This window comes from Tessaracoccus luoxuelianae (genome assembly GCF_055326245.1).
The window spans coordinates 213,453-237,603 of record NZ_JBUZNO010000003.1 but is presented as its reverse complement, the minus strand read 5'-3'; the positions used below and the strand labels follow the sequence as shown (position 1 = coordinate 237,603).

The 24,151-nt window shown below is 68.5% G+C and carries 19 protein-coding genes; 14 read left to right on the top strand and 5 right to left on the bottom strand.

Annotation, left to right across the window (positions count from 1 at the left end; all coding sequences use genetic code 11):
* Positions 1–161: 161 nt before the first annotated feature.
* The 5 genes from ACZK39_RS06090 to ACZK39_RS06070 all read left to right on the top strand — a co-directional run bounded on the left by ACZK39_RS06090 (position 162) and on the right by ACZK39_RS06070 (position 6,917).
* Entirely contained in the window at positions 162–1,370 is a 1,209-nt protein-coding gene (locus ACZK39_RS06090) for a TIGR04053 family radical SAM/SPASM domain-containing protein (RefSeq protein WP_463612835.1), read from the top strand.
* Positions 1,371–1,659: 289 nt separating this feature from the next.
* Positions 1,660–3,240 carry an ABC transporter substrate-binding protein gene (locus ACZK39_RS06085; protein WP_459018211.1) on the top strand — a complete coding sequence of 527 codons (1,581 nt, stop codon included), beginning with the start codon at positions 1,660–1,662 and terminating at the stop codon, positions 3,238–3,240.
* 70 nt (positions 3,241–3,310) lie between these two features.
* Entirely contained in the window at positions 3,311–4,252 is a 942-nt protein-coding gene (locus ACZK39_RS06080) for an ABC transporter permease (protein ID WP_459018210.1), read from the top strand.
* Positions 4,249–6,072 (top strand): dipeptide/oligopeptide/nickel ABC transporter permease/ATP-binding protein, encoded by a 1,824-nt coding sequence (locus ACZK39_RS06075; protein ID WP_463612834.1) that lies wholly within the window; start codon positions 4,249–4,251, stop codon positions 6,070–6,072. Before ACZK39_RS06080 ends, ACZK39_RS06075 begins: the two co-directional genes overlap by 4 nt.
* A complete protein-coding gene (locus tag ACZK39_RS06070; RefSeq protein ID WP_463612833.1) occupies positions 6,069–6,917 on the top strand; it encodes an ATP-binding cassette domain-containing protein in 849 nt (282 codons plus the stop codon). The genes ACZK39_RS06075 and ACZK39_RS06070 overlap by 4 nt, the downstream gene beginning before the upstream one ends.
* A gap of 797 nt (positions 6,918–7,714) precedes the next feature.
* Here ACZK39_RS06070 and ACZK39_RS06065 read toward each other — a convergent pair.
* The 4 genes from ACZK39_RS06065 to ACZK39_RS06050 all read right to left on the bottom strand — a co-directional run bounded on the left by ACZK39_RS06065 (position 7,715) and on the right by ACZK39_RS06050 (position 11,479).
* A complete protein-coding gene (locus ACZK39_RS06065; RefSeq protein WP_463612832.1) occupies positions 7,715–8,620 on the bottom strand; it encodes a D-hexose-6-phosphate mutarotase in 906 nt (301 codons plus the stop codon).
* A gap of 68 nt (positions 8,621–8,688) precedes the next feature.
* Positions 8,689–9,546 carry a sugar phosphate isomerase/epimerase family protein gene (locus ACZK39_RS06060; RefSeq protein WP_463612831.1) on the bottom strand — a complete coding sequence of 286 codons (858 nt, stop codon included), beginning with the start codon at positions 9,544–9,546 and terminating at the stop codon, positions 8,689–8,691.
* A gap of 11 nt (positions 9,547–9,557) precedes the next feature.
* The gene (locus ACZK39_RS06055) at positions 9,558–10,655 is read right to left on the bottom strand and encodes a Gfo/Idh/MocA family protein (protein ID WP_463612830.1); all 1,098 of its coding nucleotides are present in this window, start codon (positions 10,653–10,655) and stop codon (positions 9,558–9,560) included.
* Positions 10,652–11,479 carry a sugar phosphate isomerase/epimerase family protein gene (locus ACZK39_RS06050; RefSeq protein ID WP_463612829.1) on the bottom strand — a complete coding sequence of 276 codons (828 nt, stop codon included), beginning with the start codon at positions 11,477–11,479 and terminating at the stop codon, positions 10,652–10,654. Before ACZK39_RS06050 ends, ACZK39_RS06055 begins: the two co-directional genes overlap by 4 nt.
* A gap of 287 nt (positions 11,480–11,766) precedes the next feature.
* Here ACZK39_RS06050 and ACZK39_RS06045 point away from each other — a divergent pair, with 287 nt between their 5' ends.
* Positions 11,767–12,933 (top strand): Gfo/Idh/MocA family protein, encoded by a 1,167-nt coding sequence (locus ACZK39_RS06045; protein ID WP_459055748.1) that lies wholly within the window; start codon positions 11,767–11,769, stop codon positions 12,931–12,933.
* Positions 12,930–14,120: an MFS transporter gene (locus ACZK39_RS06040; protein ID WP_459055749.1), complete on the top strand. Its 1,191-nt coding sequence runs from the start codon at positions 12,930–12,932 to the stop codon at positions 14,118–14,120. Before ACZK39_RS06045 ends, ACZK39_RS06040 begins: the two co-directional genes overlap by 4 nt.
* A gap of 19 nt (positions 14,121–14,139) precedes the next feature.
* Here the strand turns inward: ACZK39_RS06040 and ACZK39_RS06035 are convergent, their stop codons facing one another.
* Complete coding sequence (locus tag ACZK39_RS06035) at positions 14,140–15,483, bottom strand: MFS transporter (protein WP_463612828.1); 1,344 nt, start codon at positions 15,481–15,483, stop codon at positions 14,140–14,142.
* Between the two features lie 137 nt (positions 15,484–15,620).
* On the opposite strand from ACZK39_RS06035, the gene ACZK39_RS06030 reads away from it, so the two are divergent.
* The 7 genes from ACZK39_RS06030 (at position 15,621) to yjfF (ending at position 24,147) form a co-directional block, all read left to right on the top strand.
* The gene (locus ACZK39_RS06030; RefSeq protein WP_182783529.1) at positions 15,621–15,863 is read left to right on the top strand and encodes a DUF6458 family protein; all 243 of its coding nucleotides are present in this window, start codon (positions 15,621–15,623) and stop codon (positions 15,861–15,863) included.
* 183 nt (positions 15,864–16,046) lie between these two features.
* Positions 16,047–17,333, top strand: a complete 1,287-nt coding sequence (locus ACZK39_RS06025) for a citrate synthase (RefSeq protein ID WP_463612827.1) — start codon at positions 16,047–16,049, stop codon at positions 17,331–17,333.
* A gap of 133 nt (positions 17,334–17,466) precedes the next feature.
* Positions 17,467–19,311: a glycoside hydrolase family 127 protein gene (locus ACZK39_RS06020; RefSeq protein ID WP_463612826.1), complete on the top strand. Its 1,845-nt coding sequence runs from the start codon at positions 17,467–17,469 to the stop codon at positions 19,309–19,311.
* A gap of 195 nt (positions 19,312–19,506) precedes the next feature.
* The gene (locus ACZK39_RS06015) at positions 19,507–20,505 is read left to right on the top strand and encodes an ABC transporter substrate-binding protein (protein WP_463612825.1); all 999 of its coding nucleotides are present in this window, start codon (positions 19,507–19,509) and stop codon (positions 20,503–20,505) included.
* A gap of 35 nt (positions 20,506–20,540) precedes the next feature.
* Positions 20,541–22,076, top strand: a complete 1,536-nt coding sequence (locus tag ACZK39_RS06010) for a sugar ABC transporter ATP-binding protein (RefSeq protein ID WP_463612824.1) — start codon at positions 20,541–20,543, stop codon at positions 22,074–22,076.
* A complete protein-coding gene (locus ACZK39_RS06005) occupies positions 22,073–23,161 on the top strand; it encodes an ABC transporter permease (protein ID WP_463612823.1) in 1,089 nt (362 codons plus the stop codon). Before ACZK39_RS06010 ends, ACZK39_RS06005 begins: the two co-directional genes overlap by 4 nt.
* Complete coding sequence (gene yjfF, locus ACZK39_RS06000; protein WP_182783519.1) at positions 23,158–24,147, top strand: galactofuranose ABC transporter, permease protein YjfF; 990 nt, start codon at positions 23,158–23,160, stop codon at positions 24,145–24,147. The genes ACZK39_RS06005 and yjfF overlap by 4 nt, the downstream gene beginning before the upstream one ends.
* Positions 24,148–24,151 lie beyond the last annotated feature (4 nt).

Below are 24,151 nucleotides of genomic sequence, written 5' to 3'. Positions count from 1 at the left end.
GCGGATTTCAGGACGGCGTTGTCGCTCCGTTGAGCCGAGTCTGTCGGTCGATGGCAGCGCTGTCAACCGATTCGGCAGCCGGACATGGTTGCAGATTTGTAACGATCCGAAAGCGCTCTCAGGTGGTGTTTCGTCGAGGTGGGGTGCCCGGGTGCGTCGAAATGACGGCGTGTAATATTCGGGCGGTGACTCCGCACCCTGGCACCGTTCCGCACGAGGCCCGCAAGGGCGTCGTCCGCACCCTGCACCACGACGCAGGCGAGCGGCCGCACGTGCTCGTGTGGGAGGTGACCCGCGCGTGCCAGCTGGCGTGCCGCCACTGCAGGGCGGACGCCTTCACCCGCGCGGACCCCCGGCAGTTGACCACGGCTCAGGGCAAGGCGCTGCTGGACGACTTCGCCGCCTACGGCACGCCCAAGCCCATCGTCATCCTCTCCGGTGGGGACGCGTTCGAGCGCGACGACCTCGAGGAGCTCATCGCCTACGGCACCGGCATCGGCCTGCCCATCGCGCTGTCGCCGTCGGTCACGCCACTGCTCACCGACGAGCGGCTCGCCTCGGTGCGCGAGGCCGGGGTCAAGGCGTTCTCGCTGTCCCTCGACGGCGCCACGGCGGAGACGCACGACTCGTTCCGCGGCATCGAAGGCACCTTCGACGACACCATGGCCGCCGCCGAGCTCGTCGTGAAGCACGGCTTCCGGTTCCAGGTGAACACCACCATCTGCCGAAACAACCTGCGCGAGCTGCCTCAGCTACTGAAGCGGACCATGGAGATGGGCGCAGGCATGTGGTACGTCCTGTTCCTGGTGCCCATGGGTCGCGGCTCCAACCTCGAGCCGCTCGATCCCGACGAGATGGAGGACGTGCTGCACTGGCTGCACGACGTCTCGGACCGGATCGCGGTGAAGGTGACAGAGGCGCCCAACTACCGCCGGGTCGCCATCCAGCGCGACGACGCCCGCGCGGCCGGCGAGCCGCTGCCGGTGCGCGGCGAGCTGCACGCCTGGCTCACCGCGGAGACCGAGGCCCTGCTGGGCGAGGTCCTCGAGCGCCGGCCGCCGCGGCCACCGATCGGCGTGAACAGCGGTCGCGGCTTCGCGTTCGTGGACCACATCGGCGACGTCTATCCCTCAGGCTTCCTGCCGCACCGTTGTGGCTCGGTGAAGGAGCAGAGCTTCCGCGAGATCTACGCAGAGGCGCCGATGATGAAGGCGCTGCGCGACCCTTCGTCGTACTCGGGCAAGTGCGGGGTGTGCGAGTTCAACTGGATCTGCGGCGGGTCGCGGGCGCGCGCCCACGCCATGCTCGGCGACCCGCTGGCCTCGGACCCCACCTGCGTCTACCAGCCTGAGGCCGCTCCCGCACCCTGAGCGTGGCCCTGAGGGGATCCTTGCCGAGCGCTGCCCCCGCGCTGCCGACAGTTGGCTCCTCAGGGATCGGCGGGGACGCCCACGCGCGTCGCGGTGCGGTCGTAGGATCAGAATCAGCGACGGCAACAAGCTGCAACTTGTTGTCGTCCGGGCAACAGAATGGCGTACTTAGCACACCCGCACTGGAGGCTCGGCCCCCTGAGTCCTGACACAGCAGCGCGGAGAAGTCCGACAGCTGGTCCCAGACAGGCCTCGCGCCGCAGGGGACCCCTTCTCGAAGGAACCGACAATGAAGTCACGCATTCTCTCGGCCACGGCGCTCGCCGCCGTCGCCGCCCTGGCCCTCGCGGGATGCTCCGCGCCTGCCGACGACCCCGCGCCTGCTGGCGACCCCTCCTCGACCGGCGCGGCGGAGTCGACCACCGCCGGTACGTCCGAACGGGGCGAGCTCCTGACGCTCGGCGTCCTCGACGAGCCCGCCTCCTGGGATCCGGCGCAGGCGCACGTCGGCCACCGTCTCCAGCCCTACCAGACCGTCTACGACTCGCTGATCCTGCGCGAGCCCGACGGATCCTACGCCCCCATGCTCGCCACCGAGTGGGGCTACACCGACGAGACCAACCTGGTGTTCAGCCTCGACCTGCGCACCGACGTCACCTTCTCCGACGGAGCCGCGTTCGACGCGGCGGCCGTCGTGGCGAACATCGACCACTTCAAGACGGCGAACGGCCGCCAGGCCGGCCAGGCCGCCGCGGTGGCCTCCGCCGCTGCCGTCGACGAGGACACCGTGGAGATCACGCTGTCCCAGCCCGATCCCGCGCTGGAGTACTACCTGAGCCAGGCCCTCGGCCTGATGGGCAGCCCCGAGGCGCTCGGCACCGACGAGCTCGACCGCATGCCCGTCGGCACCGGCCCCTACGTCATGGATGCCGCGCAGGCCGTCGTCGGCTCGCAGTACGTGTTCACGGCGCGGGAGGACTACTGGAACCCCGAGTTGCAGAAGTGGGACCAGATCACCCTCAAGCTGCTCGCCGACGTGACCTCCCGCGTCAACGGACTCGTCTCCGGAGAGGTGGACGCCACCCTGCTCGACGCCACCACCTACCAGCAGGCCCAGGGCGCCGGCTTCGAGCTCCTCGAATACGCCACCGACTGGCAGGGTCTCCTGCTCCTCGACCGCGACGGCGCCGTCAACCCCGCGCTGGGTGATGTCCGCGTCCGCCAGGCGATCAACTACGCCTTCGACCGCGAGGCCCTCCTCAAGGAGCTCGGCGGCGGCTTCGGTGACATCACGAGCCAGGTGTTCGGCCCCGACACCAGCGCCTTCCTGCCGGAGCTCGAGGACTACTACACCTACGACCCCGACAAGGCCCGCGAGCTCCTCGCGGAGGCCGGGTACGCCGACGGCCTCACGATCGAGATGCCGATCCTCACCCCCGGTGCCGAGACCATCATGACCTTCGCGACGCAGCAGCTGGCCGACATCGGCATCACTGTCAAGCAGACCTCGGTTCCGGGAGCCGATTACGTCGGCATGCTGGGCCAGGGGAAGTTCGCCAGCGCATGGTTCAGCCTCTTCCAGGGCCCGTCGTGGGTCGCCTACAGCCAGCTGCTCTCCACCGACGCCCTCTACAACCCGTTCGACTCCACCTCGCCCGAGATCGAGGCGGCCGTCGAGCAGCTGCGCCTCGAGGGTGACGACGCGGTTGAGGCCGCGCAGGCCATCAACCGGTACGTGACCGAGAACGCCTGGTTCAGCCCTTGGTTCCGCCCCTCGCAGCTCTACTTCGTGAATGCGGAGAAGGTCAGTGCGGAACCGCAGACGCAGATGGCCGTGCCCTCCATCTACAACTACTCGCCGGCCTCCTGACCGACGTGGCCGGGGGACGGCTCAGCCGTCCCCCGGCTCCCCCCATCCCTGTCTGCAACGGAGCTGACTCATGCTGACCATGATCCTGCGGCGCATCGCGTCTGGAATCGCCGTCCTGTTCGTCGTGGCCGTCCTCACGTTCACGATGCTGTACGCGTCGTCCGGCAACATCGCGCGAAACATCCTCGGCGACCAGGCCTCTGACGAAGCCATCGCTGCCAAGGAGGCCGAACTGGGCCTCGACCAGTCCCTCTCCACCCGTCTCGTGGCGTGGCTCGGCGACGCCGTCCGCGGCGAGTTCGGCAAGTCCTGGTTCACCAACGAGCCCGTCTTCTCGGCCATCGGCAGCCGCCTGCCGGTCACCCTGGTGATGATCGGCATTTCGATCCTCCTCATCGCCCTCGTGGCCACGGGGCTCGGAATGCTCGCAGCCGTACGGCGCGGAGCCGCCGACCGCACGGTCCAGATCGGCGCCGTCATCGGCAACGCCGTTCCCGGCTTCATCATCGGTGTGCTGCTCGTGTGGTTCTTCGCCATCCAGTTGGGCTGGCTCCCCGCGATCTCCCGGATCGCGCCCGGCGCCGACGCGGGGGTGTGGGCCGCGTCGCTTGCGCTCCCCGTCCTGGCCCTTGTCATCAACGGCGTCGCCAGCGCGGCGCAGCAGATCCGCAGCGCCTTCATCAAGCAGCTCGAGATGGACTACGTGCGCACTCTCCGGAGCAGGGGCATCAGCGAGCGAGAGATTCTCTTCAAGCATGTCCTGCGCTCGGCAGCACCCGCCGGGCTCACGGTGCTCAGCCTGCAGTTCATCGGTCTGCTCGGCGGTGTGGTGATCATCGAATCCATCTTTGCGATCCCTGGCCTCGGTCGACTCGCCGTGACCGCCACCACCATGAGCGATCTCCCCTTGGTGATGGGCGTGGTCATCTACACAGTCGTGATCGTCATCCTCGTCAACCTCGTTGTGGACATCCTCAACGGTTGGCTCAACCCGAAGGTGCGTGTCTCATGAGCGAGATCACCCCCACGGTGACGGTGGGGCAGGTGGGCGCGGTCGTCCGGGCCTCCCTGGTGCGCCGCCTCCTCAAGAACCCCATGGGCCTCGCGGCCATCATCTTCCTCGTCGCGGTGACGCTGGTGGCGGTCCTGGCGCCCCTCCTCGCGCCGCACGACCCTAACTTCGCCAGCCTCAGCAACGTGCTGCTCGGCCCCGGTGGGGATTACCCACTCGGCACCGACAGCGCCGGCCGCGACATCGCGTCGCGGTTGATCTTCGGCGCTAGGGTGACCCTGGTGTCCGCGGCCCTGGCCGCCGGGGTCGCCATCGCGGTCGGCCTCCCCTCCGGCCTCATCGCCGGGTACTACGGCGGGAAGTTCGACGGAGTCGCGAGCTGGATGACCAACATCCTGCTCGCCCTGCCCGGCATGATCGTCCTGCTGGCGGTGCGCGCCGCCGTCGGCCCGTCCGTGTGGGTCTCCATGATCGTCTTCGGCCTCCTGCTCAGCCCGGGCTACTACCGCCTGACCAGGACCGCCGTGCAGTCGGTCCGCAACGAGCTGTACGTGGACGCCGCGCGCGTCTCCGGCCTGTCGGACTCCCGCATCATCGCCCGGCACATCTTCGCCGTGGTCCGGGCCCCCATCATCATCCAGACCGCCATGGTCTCCGGTGTGGCCATCTCCATCCAGTCCGCCCTGGAGTTCCTGGGACTGGGCGACCCCACCGTCCCCACCTGGGGCGTGATGGTCAGCGACGGCTTCCGCAGCATCTACCGCCAGCCGCTCAACCTGCTCTGGCCCACGATCGCCATCGCCCTGACCATCGGGGCCTTCGTCCTGTTGGGCAACGCGGTGCGCGACTCGCTCGAGGACCTGGAGAAGACCAAGGCGGTCCGCGCCAAGCCCGTCCCCGACGCCCGCGTGGCTGAGGAACACGCCGCCGGCATCGCCGATGCCGCGCACCACCTGCTGACAGTGACGAACCTCGGCGTCGGCTACCCCCAACCCGACGGCTCCACCAAGACGGTCGTCGACGGTGTGTCCTTCCATGTTGACCGCAACGAGGTGGTCGGCATCGTCGGCGAGTCCGGATCCGGCAAGTCCCAGACCGCGTTCTCGATCCTCGGGCTCCTGCCCGACAACGCCATGATCACCGGCGGCTCCATCCTGTTCGACGGCGCGTACACCGTCGCGCCGGGCGACGACCACGTGCGGCAATCCAAGATGCGCGCCCTGCGCGGCAAGCGGATCTCCTACATCCCGCAGGAGCCGATGAGCAACCTGGACCCCGCCTTCACCGTCGGGTCCCAGCTCTCCACCCCGATGGTGAGGGTGCTGGGCGTCACCAAGGCGGAGGCCAAGCAGCGGGCCCTGGAGCTACTGGCCAGCGTCGGCATCCCCGACCCCCAGCGGACCTACGACGCCTACCCGCACGAGGTCTCCGGAGGCATGGCGCAGCGCGTCCTTATCGCCGGTGCGATCTCCTGCGAGCCGGACCTGATCATCGCCGACGAGCCGACGACAGCGCTGGACGTCACCGTGCAGGCCGAGGTCCTGGACGTGCTCCGCGAGCTGCAGCGCAAGCTGGGCCTGGGGATCATCCTGGTGACCCACAACTTCGGTGTGGTGGCCGACATCTGCGACAGGGTGCTCGTCATGCAGAACGGCCGGCTCGTCGAAGGCGGTCCCGTCAGGCAGATCCTGCGCACGCCCCAACATCCCTACACCCAGATGCTGCTGTCCTCGATGCTCGAGGGCAAGCCGCCGATGACGCCCCTGCTCGGCGGAACCACCCCGACGACTCCCGACGCCCCCGTGGAGGTGGCCCGATGAACGCTCCCAAGAAGGACCTGCTCACCGTCGACGACCTGGTGGTGGAGTACCCGGGCAAGGGCTGGTTCGCCAAGCACTTCCGGGTTCTGCACGGCGTGTCGATCCGGATCGGGGAGGGCGAGACGCTCGGACTGGTCGGCGAGTCGGGCTCCGGCAAGACGACGCTCGGCCGGGCCGTGCTCGGCCTGGCGCCGGTGACCGATGGTCGGATCGTCTTCCGTGGCCAGGACATCAGCCACGCCAGCCGCAGCGACCGGCGCAAGCTGAGCCAGGACCTGCAGGTGGTCTTCCAGGACCCCTACAGCTCGCTCAATCCGTCGCTCACCGTCGGCGACATCCTCGCCGAACCGCTCGGCATCCAGGGAGTCACCGGCGCCGACGCGCGGAAGAGGGTGCGCGAGCTGCTGGACCGCGTGCACATGCCGCAGGACGCCATGGGACGGCTGCCGCGCGAGTTCTCGGGCGGTCAGCGCCAGCGCATCGCCATCGCGCGCGCGCTGGCCCTGCGTCCGAAGCTCATCGTGTGCGACGAGCCGGTCAGCGCCCTGGACCTCTCCACCCAGGCCCGAGTGCTGGACCTCCTGCTCGAGATCCAGCAGCTCACCGGGGTGGCATACCTGTTCGTCTCGCACGACCTCGATGTGGTGCGGCACGTGAGCCACCGGGTCGCCGTGATGTACAAGGGCGAGCTGGTGGAGCAGGGGGAGGCGGAGCAGGTGACCACCCGCCCCGTGCACCCCTACACGCAGAAGTTGCTGCTTGCCTCGCCGGTCCCGGACCCCGACCGGCAGGCGGTCCGTCGCGACGAGCGCCAGCGCCTTGCCCGGGAGACGGCGGCGGCCTGACCTGACTCAGGTCGGCATGGCCTGCAGGATGCTATCCATGGGGCGGCTTCTGTGTATATGCACAGAAGCCGCTCTCTGGATAGCAAGGTGCCCGCGTCGGTGCCCGCATGGGTCGTCGAGGGTGCGTCGCGACGGCGTGTCGTGCCGTTGTGGGGGTGCGGGTTGGGGTGCACGAAACGCCGTCGGCCCCCGCGTCGGTGCCCGCATGGGTCGTCGAGGGTGCGTCGCGACGGCGTGTCGTGCCGTTGTGGGGGTGCGGGTTGGGGTGCACGAAACGCCGTCGGACCCCGCGTCGGTGCCCGCATGGGTCGTCGAGGGTGCGTCGCGACGGCGTGTCGTGCCTACAACCTCCACTGGCTCACCGCACGCGCAGCCGGCCAGCCCGGCCTGGAGGGGATTTAGGGAATGGACGTCGCCTGAACTTCGCCAACTGAGGCCCTCGGCGCTGTCACCGGCTGAGCTGAGCCGTCTCGACCCTGGCCGCCCGATCTGATGATCGGGCGGCCAGGGTTGTTGTCATCGCATGCCGGGGAGAGACGGTTGTCGCCAGACGGCGAGCGGTGGCCGACCCCTGCTGGCTGAGGTGCCGCGGAGCGGCCTCGAAGCCTGGGAAACGTGAGTTGTCAAGGTCACTTTTCTTAGGCTTCGAGGCTCGTCGCTGCGCTCCTCGCTCCTCAGCCCGCGGGGGTGGGGTCGTCGCTGCGCTCCTCGCTCCTCAGCCCGCGGGGGTGGGGTCGTCGCTGCGCTCCTCGCTCCTCAGCCCGCGGGGTTTGGAGCGTCGCCCCGGTCGGCCAGCCTCAGCGCAGAGCGTCCACCGTGAGAGTGGCGGTCATCGTGTGGGTCGTGCCGGGGGTCACCGCGACACTGCCGTCGCCCACGTTGCAGGTCTCGACGCACAGCATCCCGGTCCACTCGTCGTCGCCGAAGTCGGGCATCGCGGCGGCCTTGTCCGGGCCGGGATTCCACACGACCGCGTTGGCGGAATCGGTGGTTCGCACCGTCACCGAGCGAGCGCCGGCAGGGTCGTCGACGCGGATGGTGCCCGGCTGGGCAAGGAGTCGGTCGGTCTCGCCGCTCAGCGTCATCGGGCCACCCGTGGGGACGAGTTCCTGTCCGGTGAGCCGGTCGACGCCGGGTGTGTCCTCGAGGCCGTGGAGTGACGCCCGGCGGGCGTCGCCGACGGCCAGGTAGGTGTGGAACGCCTCCTCGACGACGATCGGAGCGGGCCCGTCGTTCGTCACCTGAAACGCGAGCCGGAGCTCGGCGCCCACGCTGACGCTGTAGCGGAGATGGGCGGGCTCGTGGGCGAGGACGCCCGGGATGCCCGCCGTGTCGAGGGCGAAGGTGAGGGTGGCCACGCCGTCGGCCTCGTCAGCCGATTCCAGCTCCCAGACGGCGGTGCGGGCGAACCCGTGGAGCGGGGCCGCGCCGTCGGACGGGTGGGGGCCGAACCAGGGGTAGCAGACCGGCACCCCGCCCCGGATCGGGGCGCCCGGCGCGAACGCGCTGCGGCCGCTGACCCACAGGGCGTCCTCATGGCCGGCGGGGACCCAGGAGGTCACGTGGGCGCCCTGCAGGTAGATGACCGCGGAGGCCGCCGGGGTGGTGACGACCACCCGCCGCAGCCCGCCGCGACCCTCCTCGAAGCGCACGCTCCCTGGTAGGCCGAGCCCCGCGCCTGTCGTCGGGGCGATGTCGGTCACTGGGGCGATGCTGGTCACGAGGGTCTCCGGTTGGCTTGGGCGGGGCGGTCGGGCGTCCGGGGTGAGGGTCAGAGGAGGTTGCCGTAGCCGAGCTCGACGAGGTTGGCCCGCGAGATCGCCAGCGCCTCGAAGGGGTCGCGGCCATAGGTGTCGTCCTGCTCGACGAGGAGGTGCTCGGCGCCGCTGGCCAAGGCCTGCTCGATGATGGGCTCCCACTCAAGGTTCCCCTCGCCCACCTCGGCGAACTGCACCACGCCGTAGAACCCCGCCATGAAGCCTGCGAAGTCTCCGGCGGCGATGGCGTCGCGGGCGGAATCCGGGAGCAGGCCGATCCGGTAGTCCTTGAGGTGGACCAGCCGCACGCGGCCCGCGTACTTGGCCAGCACCGAGACCGGGTTGAGGCCGCCGCGCTGGACCCAGTGGACGTCCACCTCCAGCCCGACGGTAGGCGCCAGGTCGGCGATCACGTCGAGCATGTAGCGCCCGTCGAGGCGGGCGAACTCGACGTGGTGGTTGTGGTAGTACAGGGCGATGCCGTCGTCGGCCAGGCGCTTGGCGTACTCCTCGGTCTTCTGTGCGAAGTCGACGATGCTGTCGCGGTGACCCATGGCGTCGATCGGCAGCATGCCGACGCGCAGCAGGCCGGTGTCCAGCGTGCGGCAGTCGTCGACGATCTTGTCGTAGGTGGTGCTGAGCGAGTCTCCGCCGCCGGGAGGCGGGGTGAGGCCGGCAGACAGCGCCACCACCGACACGCCGAGCTCGTCCTGTGCGCGCTTCATCTCCGCGACGTTCTCGGGCGTCATCGCCACCTGGGACATCTCGATGTCGCGGTAGCCGATCTCGGCCATCCGGCGAAGCGTCTCGAAGGTGCCGTTCTCGGCGAAGGAGGTCTTGATGGTGCTGGCTTGCACACCGATTCTGGCCATGGGTGTTCCTTTCAGGAGGTGAGGGGAAGCCGGACAACGTCGCCGGTGCGGGCTGATGCGTAGATGGCGAGGACGAGCTCGAGGGTCTGCCTGCCGCCGACGCCGTCGACCAACGGGGCGCGGCCCTCGGCGATGGCGTCCACGAAGTCCAGGAGCTGCAGGCGGTGCGCCTCGCCCCAGACGTCGGCAGGGTCGACGGCGACGTCGGCCGGTGCCTCGGCGACGGCGAGTGTCGCGGCGCGTGTCCCGCCCGCGGCCACCTGCTGTGCGTGCGCCGTGGTGCCCTCCCCTCCGAGGACGGTGCCGTCGGTCAGGGAGAGGGAGGCGAGGCGGTCGCCGTGGATCACGGCGCCGCCGTCGGTGCCGTGGAGGGACAGCGAGGCAGGGAAGCCGGGGAAGGCGCTGGTGGTGGCCATGACGGTGGCGATGGCGCCGTCGGCGAAGGACACCGTCGAGCAGACCACGTCCTCCACCTCGATCCGATCGTGGGTGGCGGTGCGCGCCTGCGCATAGACGGTCTCGACTGGGCCGCACATCCAGCGCAGCAGGTCGACGGTGTGGATGCCCTGGTTGATCAGGGCGCCGCCGCCGTCGAGCTCCCACGTGCCGCGCCATTCGCCGGAGTCGTAGTACTCCTGGGTGCGGAGCCACGGGACGCGGCACTCGGCCAGCACGAGGCGGCCGAGCCGGCCGTCGCTGATCGCCTCGTGCACCAGCTGCGCCGCGGGGTCGAAGCGGTGCTGGGAGACGACGGCGAGGGCGCAGCCCGAGGTTCGTTGGGCCTGGATCAGCCGGTCGCAGGCCTCGAGGGTGACCTCCATGGGCTTCTCGATGATGACGTGCTTGCCGGCGAGCAGCGCTGGGACGCCCACCTCGGCGTGGCGTCCGCTGGGGACGCAGACCGACACGGCGTCGATCGTCGGATCGCTGAGGATGTCGTCGTAGCTCATCGCGGTCAGCCCGAACTCGGCCGCGAGGGCCTCCGCGCGCTCCGGAAGGATGTCGCTGCACGCCACCAGCTCCACGCGTCCCGCGAGCTGCTGCAGCGCCCGGACGTGGGTGGGGGCGATGGCGCCGCAGCCCACGACGGCGAACCGGACGGCGCTCATCGGTAGCTGATCTGCTGTGCGTCGAGGAGCGCCGTGAACGCGTGGGTGGCGCGGGTGAAGTTCTTCGGGCCGGAGAATCCGCCGAGATGGTGCGCGGAGGAGAGGTGCGGTTCCATGGAGAAGAATCCGTCGAAGCCGTCTGCCGCGAGCGCCCGGATGGTGTCGGGCACCCGCCCGTCACCTGCACCGGCCACCACCACCTCGCCCGTGCCGAGCTTGGCGTCCTTGATCTGGATGTAGTCGGTGTAGGGGCGCAGCAGCTCGTAGGCCTCTGGGAAGGGGACCACGCCCACCTGCACGTAGTTGGCCGCGTCCCACGCCAGCCGAAGCGCCGGGGAGTTGACGGAGGTGACGAGGTCCAGGACGCGCTCGGGGATGTCGCCGAAGATGCCCTTCTCGTTCTCGTGCAGCATCACGACGCCGCCGGCCTCGGCGCGCTGAGCCAGCGCGGTCATCCGACGGACCACCTCGTCGCGGTGGTCCTCGGGGCGCTGGTCGGCGGTGAGGAAGAAGGAGAACACGCGGATGAACGGCGCCCCGAGCTGCTGAGCCACCCACACAGCCCGGTCCATCCGTGCCAGGTGGGCGTCGAAGTCGTCGGTGATATTGACCTTGCCGATGGGAGAGCCGATGGACGAGGCCTGGATGCCGTGGCTGACCAGGATGTCGTGGGCGCGGGCCACCTGCTCGTCATCGAGGTCGAGAACGTTGACGCCCCAGGCGCTGCGGAACTCGATGAACCGGATGCCCAACTGATCAAAGAGCAAGCACTGGGTCTCGAGGTCGTCGTCGATCTCGTCGGCGAAACCGGACAGGGTCCACATGGGTGAGCTCCGATCGTGAGGTTGGGGTGCACCACTGCACCGTCGTAGCGCCGTCCCGCTTGGACGGACCCGGGGTTCGGGTGGGCGCTGATGATGACGCTACGCACTGAGCCCCTCGTGGCCAATGGATTGCCAGAAGTTGCCGCGGCCCCTCGGCTTACGAGGCAACTTGATGCAACACAGCGCGATCCGTGCCGTTCCACTGTTCTACTCGTATCCCGGGTATCCCCCGGACAGCCCACCGACGAAGGCGGGCGCGGACGATCAACACGCTCAAGGAGACGCACATGACGAAGCAGGTGAGGCTCGGGATCATCGGGCTGGGACAGCAGGGCGGGCTCTACGCGTCGCTCATCAACGACGGGCGCGTGCCGCACATGACCATCGGCGCCATCTGCGACACCGACCCCGCCAAGCGTGACCTCGCCCGGTCCACGTACCCCGGCGTGCCGGTCCACGACGACCTCGACGCGCTGCTGGCCAGCGGCGACGTTGACGCGATCGTCACCACCACCCCCCATTATCTGCACCCGGAGATGGGGATCGCCGGGCTGAAGGCCGGCCTCCACGTGCTGGTGGACAAGCCTGCCGGCGTCTACACCAAGCAGGCCCAGGAGCTCGTCGACTTCGCCGCCTCCAAGCCCGAGCTGACGTTCGCGATCATGTTCAACCAGCGGATGAACCCGCTGTACCGCAAGCTCAAGGAGATCGTCGAAGGCGGCGAGATCGGCGCCATCCGCCGCTCCACCTGGACCATCACCACCTGGTGGCGGCCGCAGGGCTACTACGACTCCAGCGCCTGGCGCGCCACCTGGGGCGGCGAGGGCGGTGGCGTGCTCGTCAACCAGGCCCCCCACCAGCTCGACCTGTGGCAGTGGATCTGCGGCGTGCCGCGGACCGTCTTCTCCAAGCTGGGCTACGGCGTCAACCGCGACATCGCCGTCGAGAACGAGGTCAACGCGATGGTGGACTACGGCGACGGTGTCACGGGTTCGTTCGTCACCTGCACCTACGACATCGCCGGCACCGACCGGCTCGAGATCCTCGGCGACGCCGGCAAGATCGTCGTCGAGGACAGCAAGCGCGCCATCATCACCAGGCTGCGCAAGCCCGAGCAGGAGCTCAGCGGCGGCATGGACATGGACGACGTGATGCGCCTGTTCACCGGGAAGGTGGACCTTAACACCCTCTACACCCAGGAGACGCTGGAGTTCGAGTCGGCCTTCGGCAGCCAGCACGCCGACGTCCTTGAGAACTTCGCCCTCAACATCGTCGACGGCACCCCGCTCGTCGCGCCCGGCGCCGACGGCATGCACGGCGTCCGCCTGGCCAACGCCATCCACCTGTCGAGCTGGAAGGGCGAAGAGGTGCCGCTGGCCTTCGACGCCGACGAGTACCTCGCGCTGCTCAACGACCGCATCCGCGAGGAGGGAAAGTTCGCCGAGCGCGCGTGAGGATCTGGACCCGTACCTTCGTCCTGGCGACGGTGGTCAACTTCCTGGTGTCGCTGGTCTTCTTCATGCTGATGGTGACCATGGCCACCTACGCGGGGGAGCGGTTCTCGGCGTCAGACAGTGTCGCGGGGTTGGCGGCGAGCATCTTCATCGTCGGGGCGCTGGTGGTGCGGCCGTTCGCCGGCCGGTTCCTCGACGTGGTGGGGCGGCGCCGGATGCTGCTCCTCGGCCTTGGGGTGTTCAGCGTCGCCTCGTTCCTGTACGTGCCGGCCGACAACCTCGGGCTCCTGCTCGCCGTGCGGATGCTGCACGGCGCGGGTCTGGGGGCCTCGCACACGGCGATCGCGGCGTCGATCATGACGGTGCTGCCGCCGGCGCGCCGCTCGGAGGGCATGGGCTACTTCACGCTCAGCGGGACGGTGGCCACCGCCGTCGGGCCGGCGATCGCCCTGGCGGTGCTGCAGTTGGGCGCCATCGAGTGGCTGTTCGGGTTCGGTGCAGTGCTGTCGACGGGGGCCTTTCTGCTGGCGTTCGGCCTCAGGTTCCCCGGCCCCGGGCGCGACGGCGGCGAGGCCGGACCCGTGGGCGACCGCCCGCACAGCCCCGTGAGCGGGTTCCTGGAACGCTCGGTGCTGCCGATCGCGACGATGATGCTGCTGCTGGGGATCGCCTTCACCGGCGTCCTCACCTACGTGTCCACCCACGCCGCCGCCTTGGACCTGACGGCCGCCCTGAGCGGGTTCTTCCTGGTCTACTCCGGCGTGATCGCAGTCTCGCGGCTGTTCGTGGGGCGGCTGCACGACGCGCGGGGGGACAACGTGATCGTCTACCCGGCCCTTGTGTCCATGTCGGCGGGGCTGGTGGTCCTGGCGCTTGCGTCGTCGGGAGTCGCGTTGCTGGTGGCCGGCGGGCTGCTCGGGTTGGGCATGGGCACGCTGCAGTCCTCGGCGCACGTGATCGCGGTGTCGGTCGCGCCGTTGCACCGGGTGGGGCTGGCCACGTCGACGCTGTTCATCATGATGGACCTCGGCGTGGGCCTGGGGCCGCTGGCCCTGGGCCCGGTCATCGCCGAATGGGGGCTGGGGGCGATGTATCTGGGCCTGTCAGCGCTGGTTCTCGTGGCGGCGGGCGTCTACCACCTGGGGCACGGTCGGGGTCGCGGCGGGGCCGGATCACCGAGCCTCTGACCCGAGCAAGCACCCGGCCTCAGGCCTGAGCAGCCTCCGAGCGCTGCGGCTGCTTGACGAACAGCGCGACGATGAAGCCGGCCAGCAGCACCAGCACGACTCCGAGGATGCCCCAGTGCTGGCTGGACTCCTGCGCGTCGCCCGTCACCGCGACACCCACCGCGATCATCAACCCGAACATCAGCGGCGCCAAGAAGCTGACCGCGCGCCCCGTCGTCGCGTACAGCCCGAACATCTCGCCGCTCATGCCCTCGGGGATCAGGCGCGCCAGGAAGGATCGACTCGCCGACTGCGCCGGGCCGACGAACAGGGTCATGCCCAGGCCGAAGATCCAGAAGATAGTCTTCCCGCCGTCGTGGAAGTAGAAGATGCCGAGCCCCAACGCCACCAGCATCCCGAGGGAGAACAGGATGACCCGCTTCGGGCCGAGTCGGTCGTCGAGGAGGCCGAACAGCATCGTCGCCAGGCCCGCGACGACGTTGGCCACCACGCCGAAGATCACCACCTCGCCGAACGTGAAGCCGAACGTGCCGGCGGCCAGCACGCCACCGAAGGTGAACACCCCGGCCAGGCCGTCGCGGAACAGCGCGGAGGCGACGAGGAAGAACAGGGTGTTGGGGTTGTCCCTCCCGACGCGCGCGATGGAGCGAAACAGCTCGCGGTAGGAGCCGACGATGCCCAGCGACGGCGGCACGTGATCGGGCCTCCGGTCCTTGAGCGCGATGAAGATCGGGATGGTGAACAGCAGAGTCCAGGCCCCGCAGATGAGCATCGAGAGCCGCACGTCGTCGGGCGTGAAGTCGGAGCCCAGGACAGCGATGATGACCAGCAGGATGGTGATGCCGCCGAGGTAACCGAGGCCCCAGCCCAGGCCGCTCACCCGGCCCACGTCGGACGGGGTGCTGACCTGGTCCAGCGCCGAGTAGTAGTTGACGTTGGCGATCTCCGAGACCACGTTGCCCGCGCCCAGCAGCACCGCGCCCAGCAGGAAGTACTCGGGCGCCGGCGCGACGAAGTACATCGCCGCGCAGATCGCCGCGAGCAGCCAGGTCTGCCAGCGCAGGTGGAACATCCGCTTTCCCGTGCGGTCCGCGCCCTGGCCGAGCACCGGGGCCAGCAGGGCGATGAGCAGGCCCGCGGTACCCGTCGCCCAGGCCAGCTGGATGGTGACCTGGTCCTTCTCACCGAAGGCGGAGCTGGTGAGGTAGACCGAGAACACGAACGTGGTGATCACTGTGGCGAACGGCTGCGTGCCCCAGTCCCAGAATGCCCAGGCGACCACCTTCCTGCGCGGGGCCTTGGTGGAGGACAGCGCGCCGGCCTGTGGCACGGCGTCGACGGCGGGGGGCGGCTCGATCGTCACGCGAGCAATGTATGCCGAACGGGTGAACGGTGAGCGTCATCCCGGGAAACGTCGGTTGCTCCGGGAGGGGGCGATGTTTGAAATCCGCCGAAGTGGGTATGAGGGAGAGATACATCTGAACAAGCAAGGAGCCACTCATGCGTATCGGTTCATCCGTCTTCCTCATCGCGCTCGGCGCCATCCTCACGTTCGCAGTGGAGGCTGACGTCCCCTACATCAGCCTGGATCTCGTGGGCTACATCCTGATGGCGGCAGGTGTCGTCGGCCTCATCTGGGCGCTGCTCGCCTCCAACCGCAGCCGCACCACCGAGACCCGCGTGGTCAGCGACCCTGCCACCGGCGAGACCGTTCGCCGTTCGGAGTCCTCCGAGGGCATCTGACCCACCGACTCTGCAGCCCCCTCCCGTCGCTCTGACGGGTGGGGGCTGTTTTGTGTGGTCTCTACAACAAGATTGGACGCTTTCCGGAGGTTCCCTCCAGCGTTGTAGGGTGGGGGTGCAGGCCAGTGAGTAGGCATCAACGGCGCCCACGACGGTCGCCGGGACCCAAAAGAAAGGCAACGCATGACCGACAGCGGATTCCTCAGGTACGGGGATCTCGAGCTTGAACTGCCGATCGTGGAGGCCACGCAGGGCAACGATGGATTCGACATCGGCAAGGTCCTGGCGCAGACCGGCGCCACCACCCTGGACCCCGGCTTCGTGAACACCGCGTCGTGCACGTCGTCGATCACGTTCATCGACGGCGACGAGGGTGTGCTGCAGTACCGCGGCTACCCCATCGAGCAGCTCGCCGAGCAGGCCACGTTCATCGAGGTCACCTACCTCCTCATCTACGGTCACCTCCCCTCGCAGGATGAGCTCGACGAGTTCAGCCTCAAGATCTCGCGCCGCATGATGCTCGACGAGCGCATGCGCGAGCTGTTCCGCTGCTTCCCGCGCGGCGCCCACCCCATGCAGGTGCTCGCCGCCGGCATCATGGCGCTCGGCTCGTTCCACCGCGACACCCTCTCGGTGCACGACACCAACCAGGTCGAGGAGGCGTCGCTCCGGTTGCTGGGCTCGATGCCCACCCTTGCCGCCTACGCGTACAAGAGCTCCGTCGGCGAGCCGTTCCTCTACCCGCAGACTGGGCTCGGCTACGTCGAGAACTACCTTCGCCTGTCCTTCGGCACGCCGCAGGAGGAGTACCACATCGACCCGGACATCGTCCGTGCCTTCGAGACGCTGTTCATCCTGCACGCGGACCACGAGCAGAACGCCTCCACGTCGACGGTGCGGCTCGTGGGTTCGGCGGATGCCAACATCTACGCCTCGATCAGCTCCGGCGTCAACGCGCTGTCCGGCCCTCTGCACGGCGGCGCCAACCAGGCCGTGCTGGAGATGCTCTCGCGTATCCAGGATGAGGGCCTGGACATCAAGGAGTTCGTCAGCCAGGTCAAGGACAAGAAGTCCGGCGTGAAGCTGATGGGCTTCGGCCACCGGGTCTACAAGAACTACGACCCGCGCGCCAAGATCATCAAGGGTCACGCCGACGCGCTGCTGCGCATCTCCGGCCGCAACAACCGGCTGCTCGACATGGCGCTGGAGTTGGAGGAGACGGCGCTCAACGACGACTACTTCATCGAACGCAAGCTGTACCCCAATGTGGACTTCTACACGGGCCTCATCTACGAGGCGATGGGATTCCCCTCGCAGCACTTCACGGCCCTGTTCGCCCTCGGCCGGCTCCCCGGCTGGATCGCGCAGTGGCGCGAGCAGCACGCGGACCCCAACCGCAAGATCGGGCGTCCGCGCCAGATCTACATCGGCGAGAAGAAGCGCGACTACGTGCCGATCACCGAGCGCTGACGTCCGACTTCAAGGGCCCACTCCCGTCGGGAGTGGGCCCTTCGTCGTTCACCTGCAGGGTCGGGGAGGGGTTGACCGCTCCCGCACGACGGGGCACCATTGGACACGTATTTCAACGATGAAAGGCTGTCCCGTGGCCACCCTCCCGCTCGTCGCCCCCGCTTCCCCTCTGGCCGCAGGCCCGCGTCACCCCGTCGCGATCACCGGGGTCCGCCTGGACCCCGCCTCGCGGCTGGGCGCCTGGCAGCTGCGCAACGCCGCCGCGACCATCCCGCACTGCATCGCCCAGCTCGAGGAGGCCGGCAACCTGGACAACTTCCGCCGTCTGATCGGCGAGTCCACCGCCGAATGGCGCGGGTTCTGGTTCGCCGACTCAGACCTCTACAAGACCATCGAGGCGGTGGCCTGGGAGATCGCCCGCACCGGCACCCGTGAGTTCGACGCCTGGCTCGACGACGTGATCGGCCTCGTGGCCCGCGTCCAGGAGCCGGATGGCTACGTGATGACCTGGATCCAGGGCGTGCACCCCGAGAAGAAGTTCGCGGAGCTGGACTGGACCCACGAGATGTACGTGCTCGGCCACATGGTGCAGGCCGCCGTCGCGTTGGCCCGCGCCGGCCGCACCGACCTCCTGGACATCGCCGTCCGCTTCGTCGACCTCGTGGACGCCACCTTCGGACCAGCAGCTGACAAGGTGGGATACTGCGGGCACCCTGAATTGGAGACCGCGCTAGTGGAGCTCTACAGGCACACCGGCGAGCGCCGCTTCCTGGACCTGGCCCGCCACCAGGTGGACCACCGCGGCTCCGGCCTGCTCAAGGTGGGCTCACTCGGGGCCCGCTACTTCCAGGACCACGCCACGGTTCGGGAATCCACCAGCGCCGTCGGCCACGCCGTCCGGCAGCTCTACCTCAACGCAGGGGTGACCGACCTGGTCCTCGAGGAGGGCGACCAGTCGCTGCTGGCTGCGATGCGCGCCCAGTGGGACAGCGCCCACGAGCGCAAGATGTACATCACCGGCGCATTCGGCTCGCGCCACCGCGACGAGGCGTTCGGCGACGACTACGAGCTGCCGTCGGACCGCGCCTACGCCGAGACCTGCGCCACCATCGCGGACCTGCACTGGAACTGGCGCATGTACTTGGCCGAGGGCGGCGCCCGCTACGCCGAGACCATCGAGCGCGAGCTGCACAACGCGCTGGCCGCCTCGCTCGACGAGTCCGGTACCCGATTCTTCTACTCCAACCCGCTCCAGTTGCGCCCAGACCGCTACTCGGAAGAGAGCGCACCCCGTGAGCGCACCCCCTGGTACGCCTGCGCCTGCTGCCCGCCCAACATCGCCCGCGTCTTCGCCCAGCTGAGCGGCTACGTGGCTTCCATCGACGGCGACGCCCTGGCGCTCCACCTCTACACCGCCTGCGAGATCGACGTGCCCGAAGCCCTCGGCGGCGGAATCGTTGTCGTGCGCACCAGCTACCCCGACGACGGCCGCGTCGAGATCGCCGGCCCGGCCGGCCTTCCTGTCGCTCTCCGGATCCCGAGCTGGGCCGATGCTCCCACCATCGACGGGCAGCCGGTCCAGCCGGACGCCGACGGCTACGCTCGCGTCGAACTCGCAGCCACCCCGCTCGCCCTCGACCTGCCGATGGCCCCCCGCTGGACGCAGGCCAACCATCGCGTGGACTCGGTGCGCGGCTGTCTCGCGCTCGAGCGCGGACCCCAGGTGTACTGCGTCGAGCAGGTGGACCTCCCTGAGGGGATCCGCCTGGACGATGTGATCGTCGACGCCACCAGTGCGCCGATCGAGTCCGACGGCGGGCTCGAGATCGCGGTCACCCCACGGCCGGGGGTGGGCCCGCTGTACGGCGCGCCAGCCACCGCCCCCACGGGGCAGCCGGTCACAGTGCGGGCCATCCCCTTCCACACCTGGGGCAACCGCGCCTCGGGTGCCATGCGCGTCTGGCTCCCCAACGCCTAGTGGGCGAAAGTTTTGGCGTCTCGTAACGTTTCGATAAATCTATCGGCGCCCGCTTGACCTTGCGCCGACAAGGGGCAAGGATCAAGGCATTCGATGTGAACGTTCACACGATGCGCCAGGAAACCCGGGGGATGCGACGAAGGTGTCGCGGTTGGGCAACCAGGCGCTGTGCATCACACGTGTTAGGAGCCTTTGATGCAGCAGTTCAATCGCAGGACCATTCTCGGCGCACTGGCCGCGGCGGCAATCGTGCCGCTCGCCGCGTGCGCGGACGACACTGCCTCCACCCCGTCCGGAAGCACGGGCGGAGGGGCCGAGGGCGAGCTGATCGTGCTCGGCTTCTCGCAGGTGGGGGCCGAATCCGGTTGGCGCGCGGCCAACACCAAGTCCATCCAGGACACCCTCACCAAGGAGAACGGCTTCGACCTGAAGTTCTCCGACGCGCAGCAGAAGCAGGAGAACCAGATCCAGGCGCTGCGCTCCTACATTTCGCAGGGCGTCGACATCCTCGCCTTCTCCCCCGTCGTCGAGACCGGGTGGGACGCGGTGCTCCAGGAGGCCAAGGACGCAGGGATTCCCGTCGTCCTCACGGACCGCGCCATCGACAGCGATGACGACTCCCTCTACGCCACCTTCATCGGCTCGGACTTCGTCAAGGAGGGCGAGATGGCCGGTGAGTGGGCTAAGGAGCAGTACGACGGCCAGGGCCTCACCGTCGTCGAGCTCCAGGGCACCACCGGCTCGGCGCCCGCCAACGACCGCAAGACCGGCTTCGCCTCCGCCATTGAGGGCAGCGATCTCGAGATCATCGACTCCCAGACCGGCAACTTCACCCGCACCGAGGGCAAGACGGTCATGGAGGGCTTCCTACAGAAGCACGACAAGATCGACATCGTCTACGCCCACAACGACGACATGGGCCTGGGCGCCATCGAGGCCATCGAAGCGGCCGGCAAGGTGCCCGGTCAGGACATCAAGATCATCACCATCGACGCGGTCAAGGACGGCATGCAGGCCCTGGTCGACGGCAAGATCAACTACATCGTCGAGTGCAACCCGCTCCTCGGGCCGGACCTCGCCGACATCGCCAAGAAGGTGCTCGCCGGTGAAGAGGTGGAGAAGCGCATCGTGGTCAAGGACGAGGCGTTCGACCAGGAGGCAGCCAAGGCCGTCATCGCGGACCGTCAGTACTGACCCCCGCCCCACCTGACAACCACAGGAGAACACCTATGACGGCATCGGACCTCGCCCCGAGCGAGGTGGCCCCGATCGTCGAGATGACAGACATCTCGATCGAATTTCCCGGGGTCAAAGCACTGCAGGACGTCAATTTCCGACTCCTGCCGGGCGAGGTCCATGCCCTCATGGGCGAGAACGGGGCGGGCAAGTCCACCCTGATCAAGGCGCTCACTGGTATCTATGGGATCGACTCCGGCACCATCGTCGTCGAGGGTTCCCAGGTCCGCTTCAGCAGCCCGGAACAGGCGCGCCAGGCCGGGGTCAGCACCGTCTATCAGGAGGTCAATCTCTGCGAGAACCTCTCTGTGGCGGAGAACGTGATGCTCGGGCAGGAGTTGCGCTCAGGGCCGTTCATCAACTGGGGCGCCACCCGCAGGGCCGCGGGCGAGCACCTGCGCCGGATGGGGCTGGACATCGACCCGGCATCCAAGCTCAGCACCCACTCCCTGGCCATCCAACAACTCGTCGCGATCTGCCGCGCCACCTCCATCGACTGCAAGGTCCTCGTGCTCGACGAGCCCACGTCCTCACTCGACGCGGGGGAGGTGGAGCAGTTGTTCACCGTGATGCGGGGCCTGCGCGACCAGGGCGTGGCCATCCTCTTCGTCTCCCATTTCCTGGACCAGATCTACGCCATCGCGGACCGCCTGACCGTGCTACGCAACGGGCTGCTCATCGGCGAATACCTCACCCGGGACCTCAGCCAGCACGAGCTGGTGTCCAAGATGATCGGCCGATCCCTGGAGGCTCTCGGACACCTCCGAGTGGCCGCTCCGGCCGCTGGGGCCGAGCGTCGGCCTCTTGTCCGGGCACTTGGCCTGGGCCGGAAGGGCACCATCGAACCGTTCGACCTGGACCTCTACGAGGGCGAGGTGGTCGGCGTGGCCGGCCTGCTGGGCTCCGGCCGCACCGAGCTCGCCCGGCTGCTGTGCGGCGCGGACATGTCCACCACCGGCGAGCTCGAGGTGGAGGGGAAGCCTGCGAAGTTCCGCGGTCCCCGCGCCGCGCTTGACTCCCACATCACCTACTCCTCGGAGGACCGCAAGGCCGAGGGCGTCGTCGGCGACCTCACGGTCCGCGAGAACATCATCCTCGCCGTGCAGGCGGACCGCGGATGGCTGCGGAAGCTGCCTGACAAGCAGGCCGACGAGATCGTCGACCACTACATGAAGGCGCTCAGCATCCGCCCCGCCAACCCCAACCTGCTCGTACGGAACATGTCCGGCGGCAACCAGCAGAAGGTCCTGCTGGCACGCTGGCTCGCCACGCAACCCAAGCTCCTCCTGCTCGACGAGCCCACCCGCGGCATCGACGTCGGCGCCAAGGCGGAGATCCAGAAGCTTGTCGCGGAGCTCGCCGCGGACGGCATGTCCGTGGTGTTCATCTCGGCCGAGTTGGAAGAAGTGCTGCGGCTGAGCAACCGGATCGTGGTGATGCGCGACCGGCGCAAGATCTCCGAGCTCACCAACAGTGGGGACCTCACCGTGAACGACGTCGTGACCCAGATCGCGGGGGCCGCCCGATGACCGATGCACCGACCACACCGAGCGTTGACACCTCCCAGGAGACGCGCCGATCGGGAAGGCTCTCCCGGATGGTGTCGCACAACCTGTTCTGGCCACTCGTCGCACTCGTTGCGATGCTCGCCGCCAACACCATCTACCGGCCCAACTTCCTCGCCGTCACCGTCCGCGACGGGCACCTCTTCGGTTCGCTGATCGACATCCTGCGCAACTCGGCCCCACTGATGCTGGTGGCGTTGGGCATGACGCTCATCATCGCCACGCGTGGCATCGACCTTTCCGTGGGTGCCATCGTCGCCATCTCGGGAGCACTGGCACTCAGCACGATCCAGGCGTCGCCGAACCCCGACTCGGTGCTCACCGTCGCATCCGCCATCGGTATGGCGCTCGCGCTGTGCCTGGTGCTCGGCGCCTGGAACGGGTTCATGGTCGCGGTATTGGGCATCCAACCGATCATCGCCACCCTCATCCTCATGATGGCGGGGCGCGGCATCGCCATGTTGATCACCAACGGCTTCATCACCACCGTCAACTCCACCCCGTACAAGTGGCTGGGCTCCGGTTGGGTGCTCGGACTGCCCGTCCCGGCGTGGATCGCCGCCGCGGCCTTCCTCATCGTTCTCCTCGTCTGCAGGAAGGGCGCGCTCGGCATGCTGATCGAGGCGGTGGGCATCAACCCGGCGGCCGCGCGGCTCGCGGGTGTGCGGGCACGCACCATCACGTGGACGGTCTACATCGTCGGCGGGCTGTTCGCCGGCATCGCGGGGCTGCTGCTTTCGGCCAACGTCATGGCCGCGGATGCGAACAACGCGGGGCTCTTCATCGAATTGGATGCCATTCTCGCCGTCGTGATCGGCGGCACGTCGCTGGCCGGCGGCAAGTTCTCCCTGAGCGGCACCGTGATCGGAGTGTTCATCATCACCACCCTCTCCCTCACCGTGACCATCCTCGGGATCTCGCCGCTGGTCACCCCGCTGTTCAAGGCCCTGGTGGTGATCGCGGTGACGCTGCTCCAGTCGCCGGTGGTTCGAGACAAACTCGAACACTGGGGCCGACGGCGTCCCCAGGCGCAGGCGGTCGCGGCATGAGCACGACAACCCAGCGCGCGCGTCCACGCTTCCGGCTCTCCGCGGCCCAGCTGCCGGTCATCGGCACCTTCGTCGTCCTGGCGCTGATGCTCATCGTGGGCGGCCTGCGCTACGACAACTTCCTCTCCGCGCGGATGCTCGGCAACCTGCTGATCAACAACTCCTTCCTCATCGCTCTGGCGGTGGGCATGACCTTCGTCATCATCACCGGCGGCATCGACCTCTCGGTGGGCGCGGTCCTGGCCCTCTCGGCCATCGTCACCGCCTCCACGCTCCGGGACGGATGGCCGATCGAGGTGGTGCTGCCGATGGCGGTGCTGGTCGGATCGACGATCGGGCTCATGCACGGCCTGATCATCCACATCTTCAAGGTCCAGCCATTCATCGCCACCCTCGCCGGGATGTTCTTCGCGCGCGGGCTCTGCTTCGTGATCGCGCCCGAGTCGATCGCGATCAACGACGAGTCCTTCGTGACCCTGACCGGCCGCAGCATTGCCTTCGGCTCGTCAGGATTCCGCCTGACGGTTGCCGTCATGATCGCCTTGGCCCTCGTCCTGCTGGCGGTCTACATCCTCCACTACACGCGCTTCGGGCGCACCGTGTACGCGCTGGGCGGCGGGGAGCAGTCGGCGCTCATGATGGGTCTGCCGGTCGCCCGCTCCAAGGTGCTGGCCTACGTGGTCTCCGGCACCTGCGCCGGGTTCGGCGGCCTGCTCTTCGCCATGTTCTCCAGATCCGGGTACGCGCTGACGGGCGTCGGCATGGAGCTCGACGCGATCGCGGCGGTCGTGATCGGCGGGACCCTGCTGACGGGCGGCAGCGGCTACGTGCTGGGCTCGCTCCTCGGTGTGTTCGTCCTGGGGCTGATCCAGACGATCATCACCTACGAGGGCACCCTGTCGTCATGGTGGACGAAGATCGTCATCGGGGTTCTCCTGCTGATCTTCGTCGTGCTGCAACGGCTGCTGAGTCGCAAGCGGGAGTGACCCG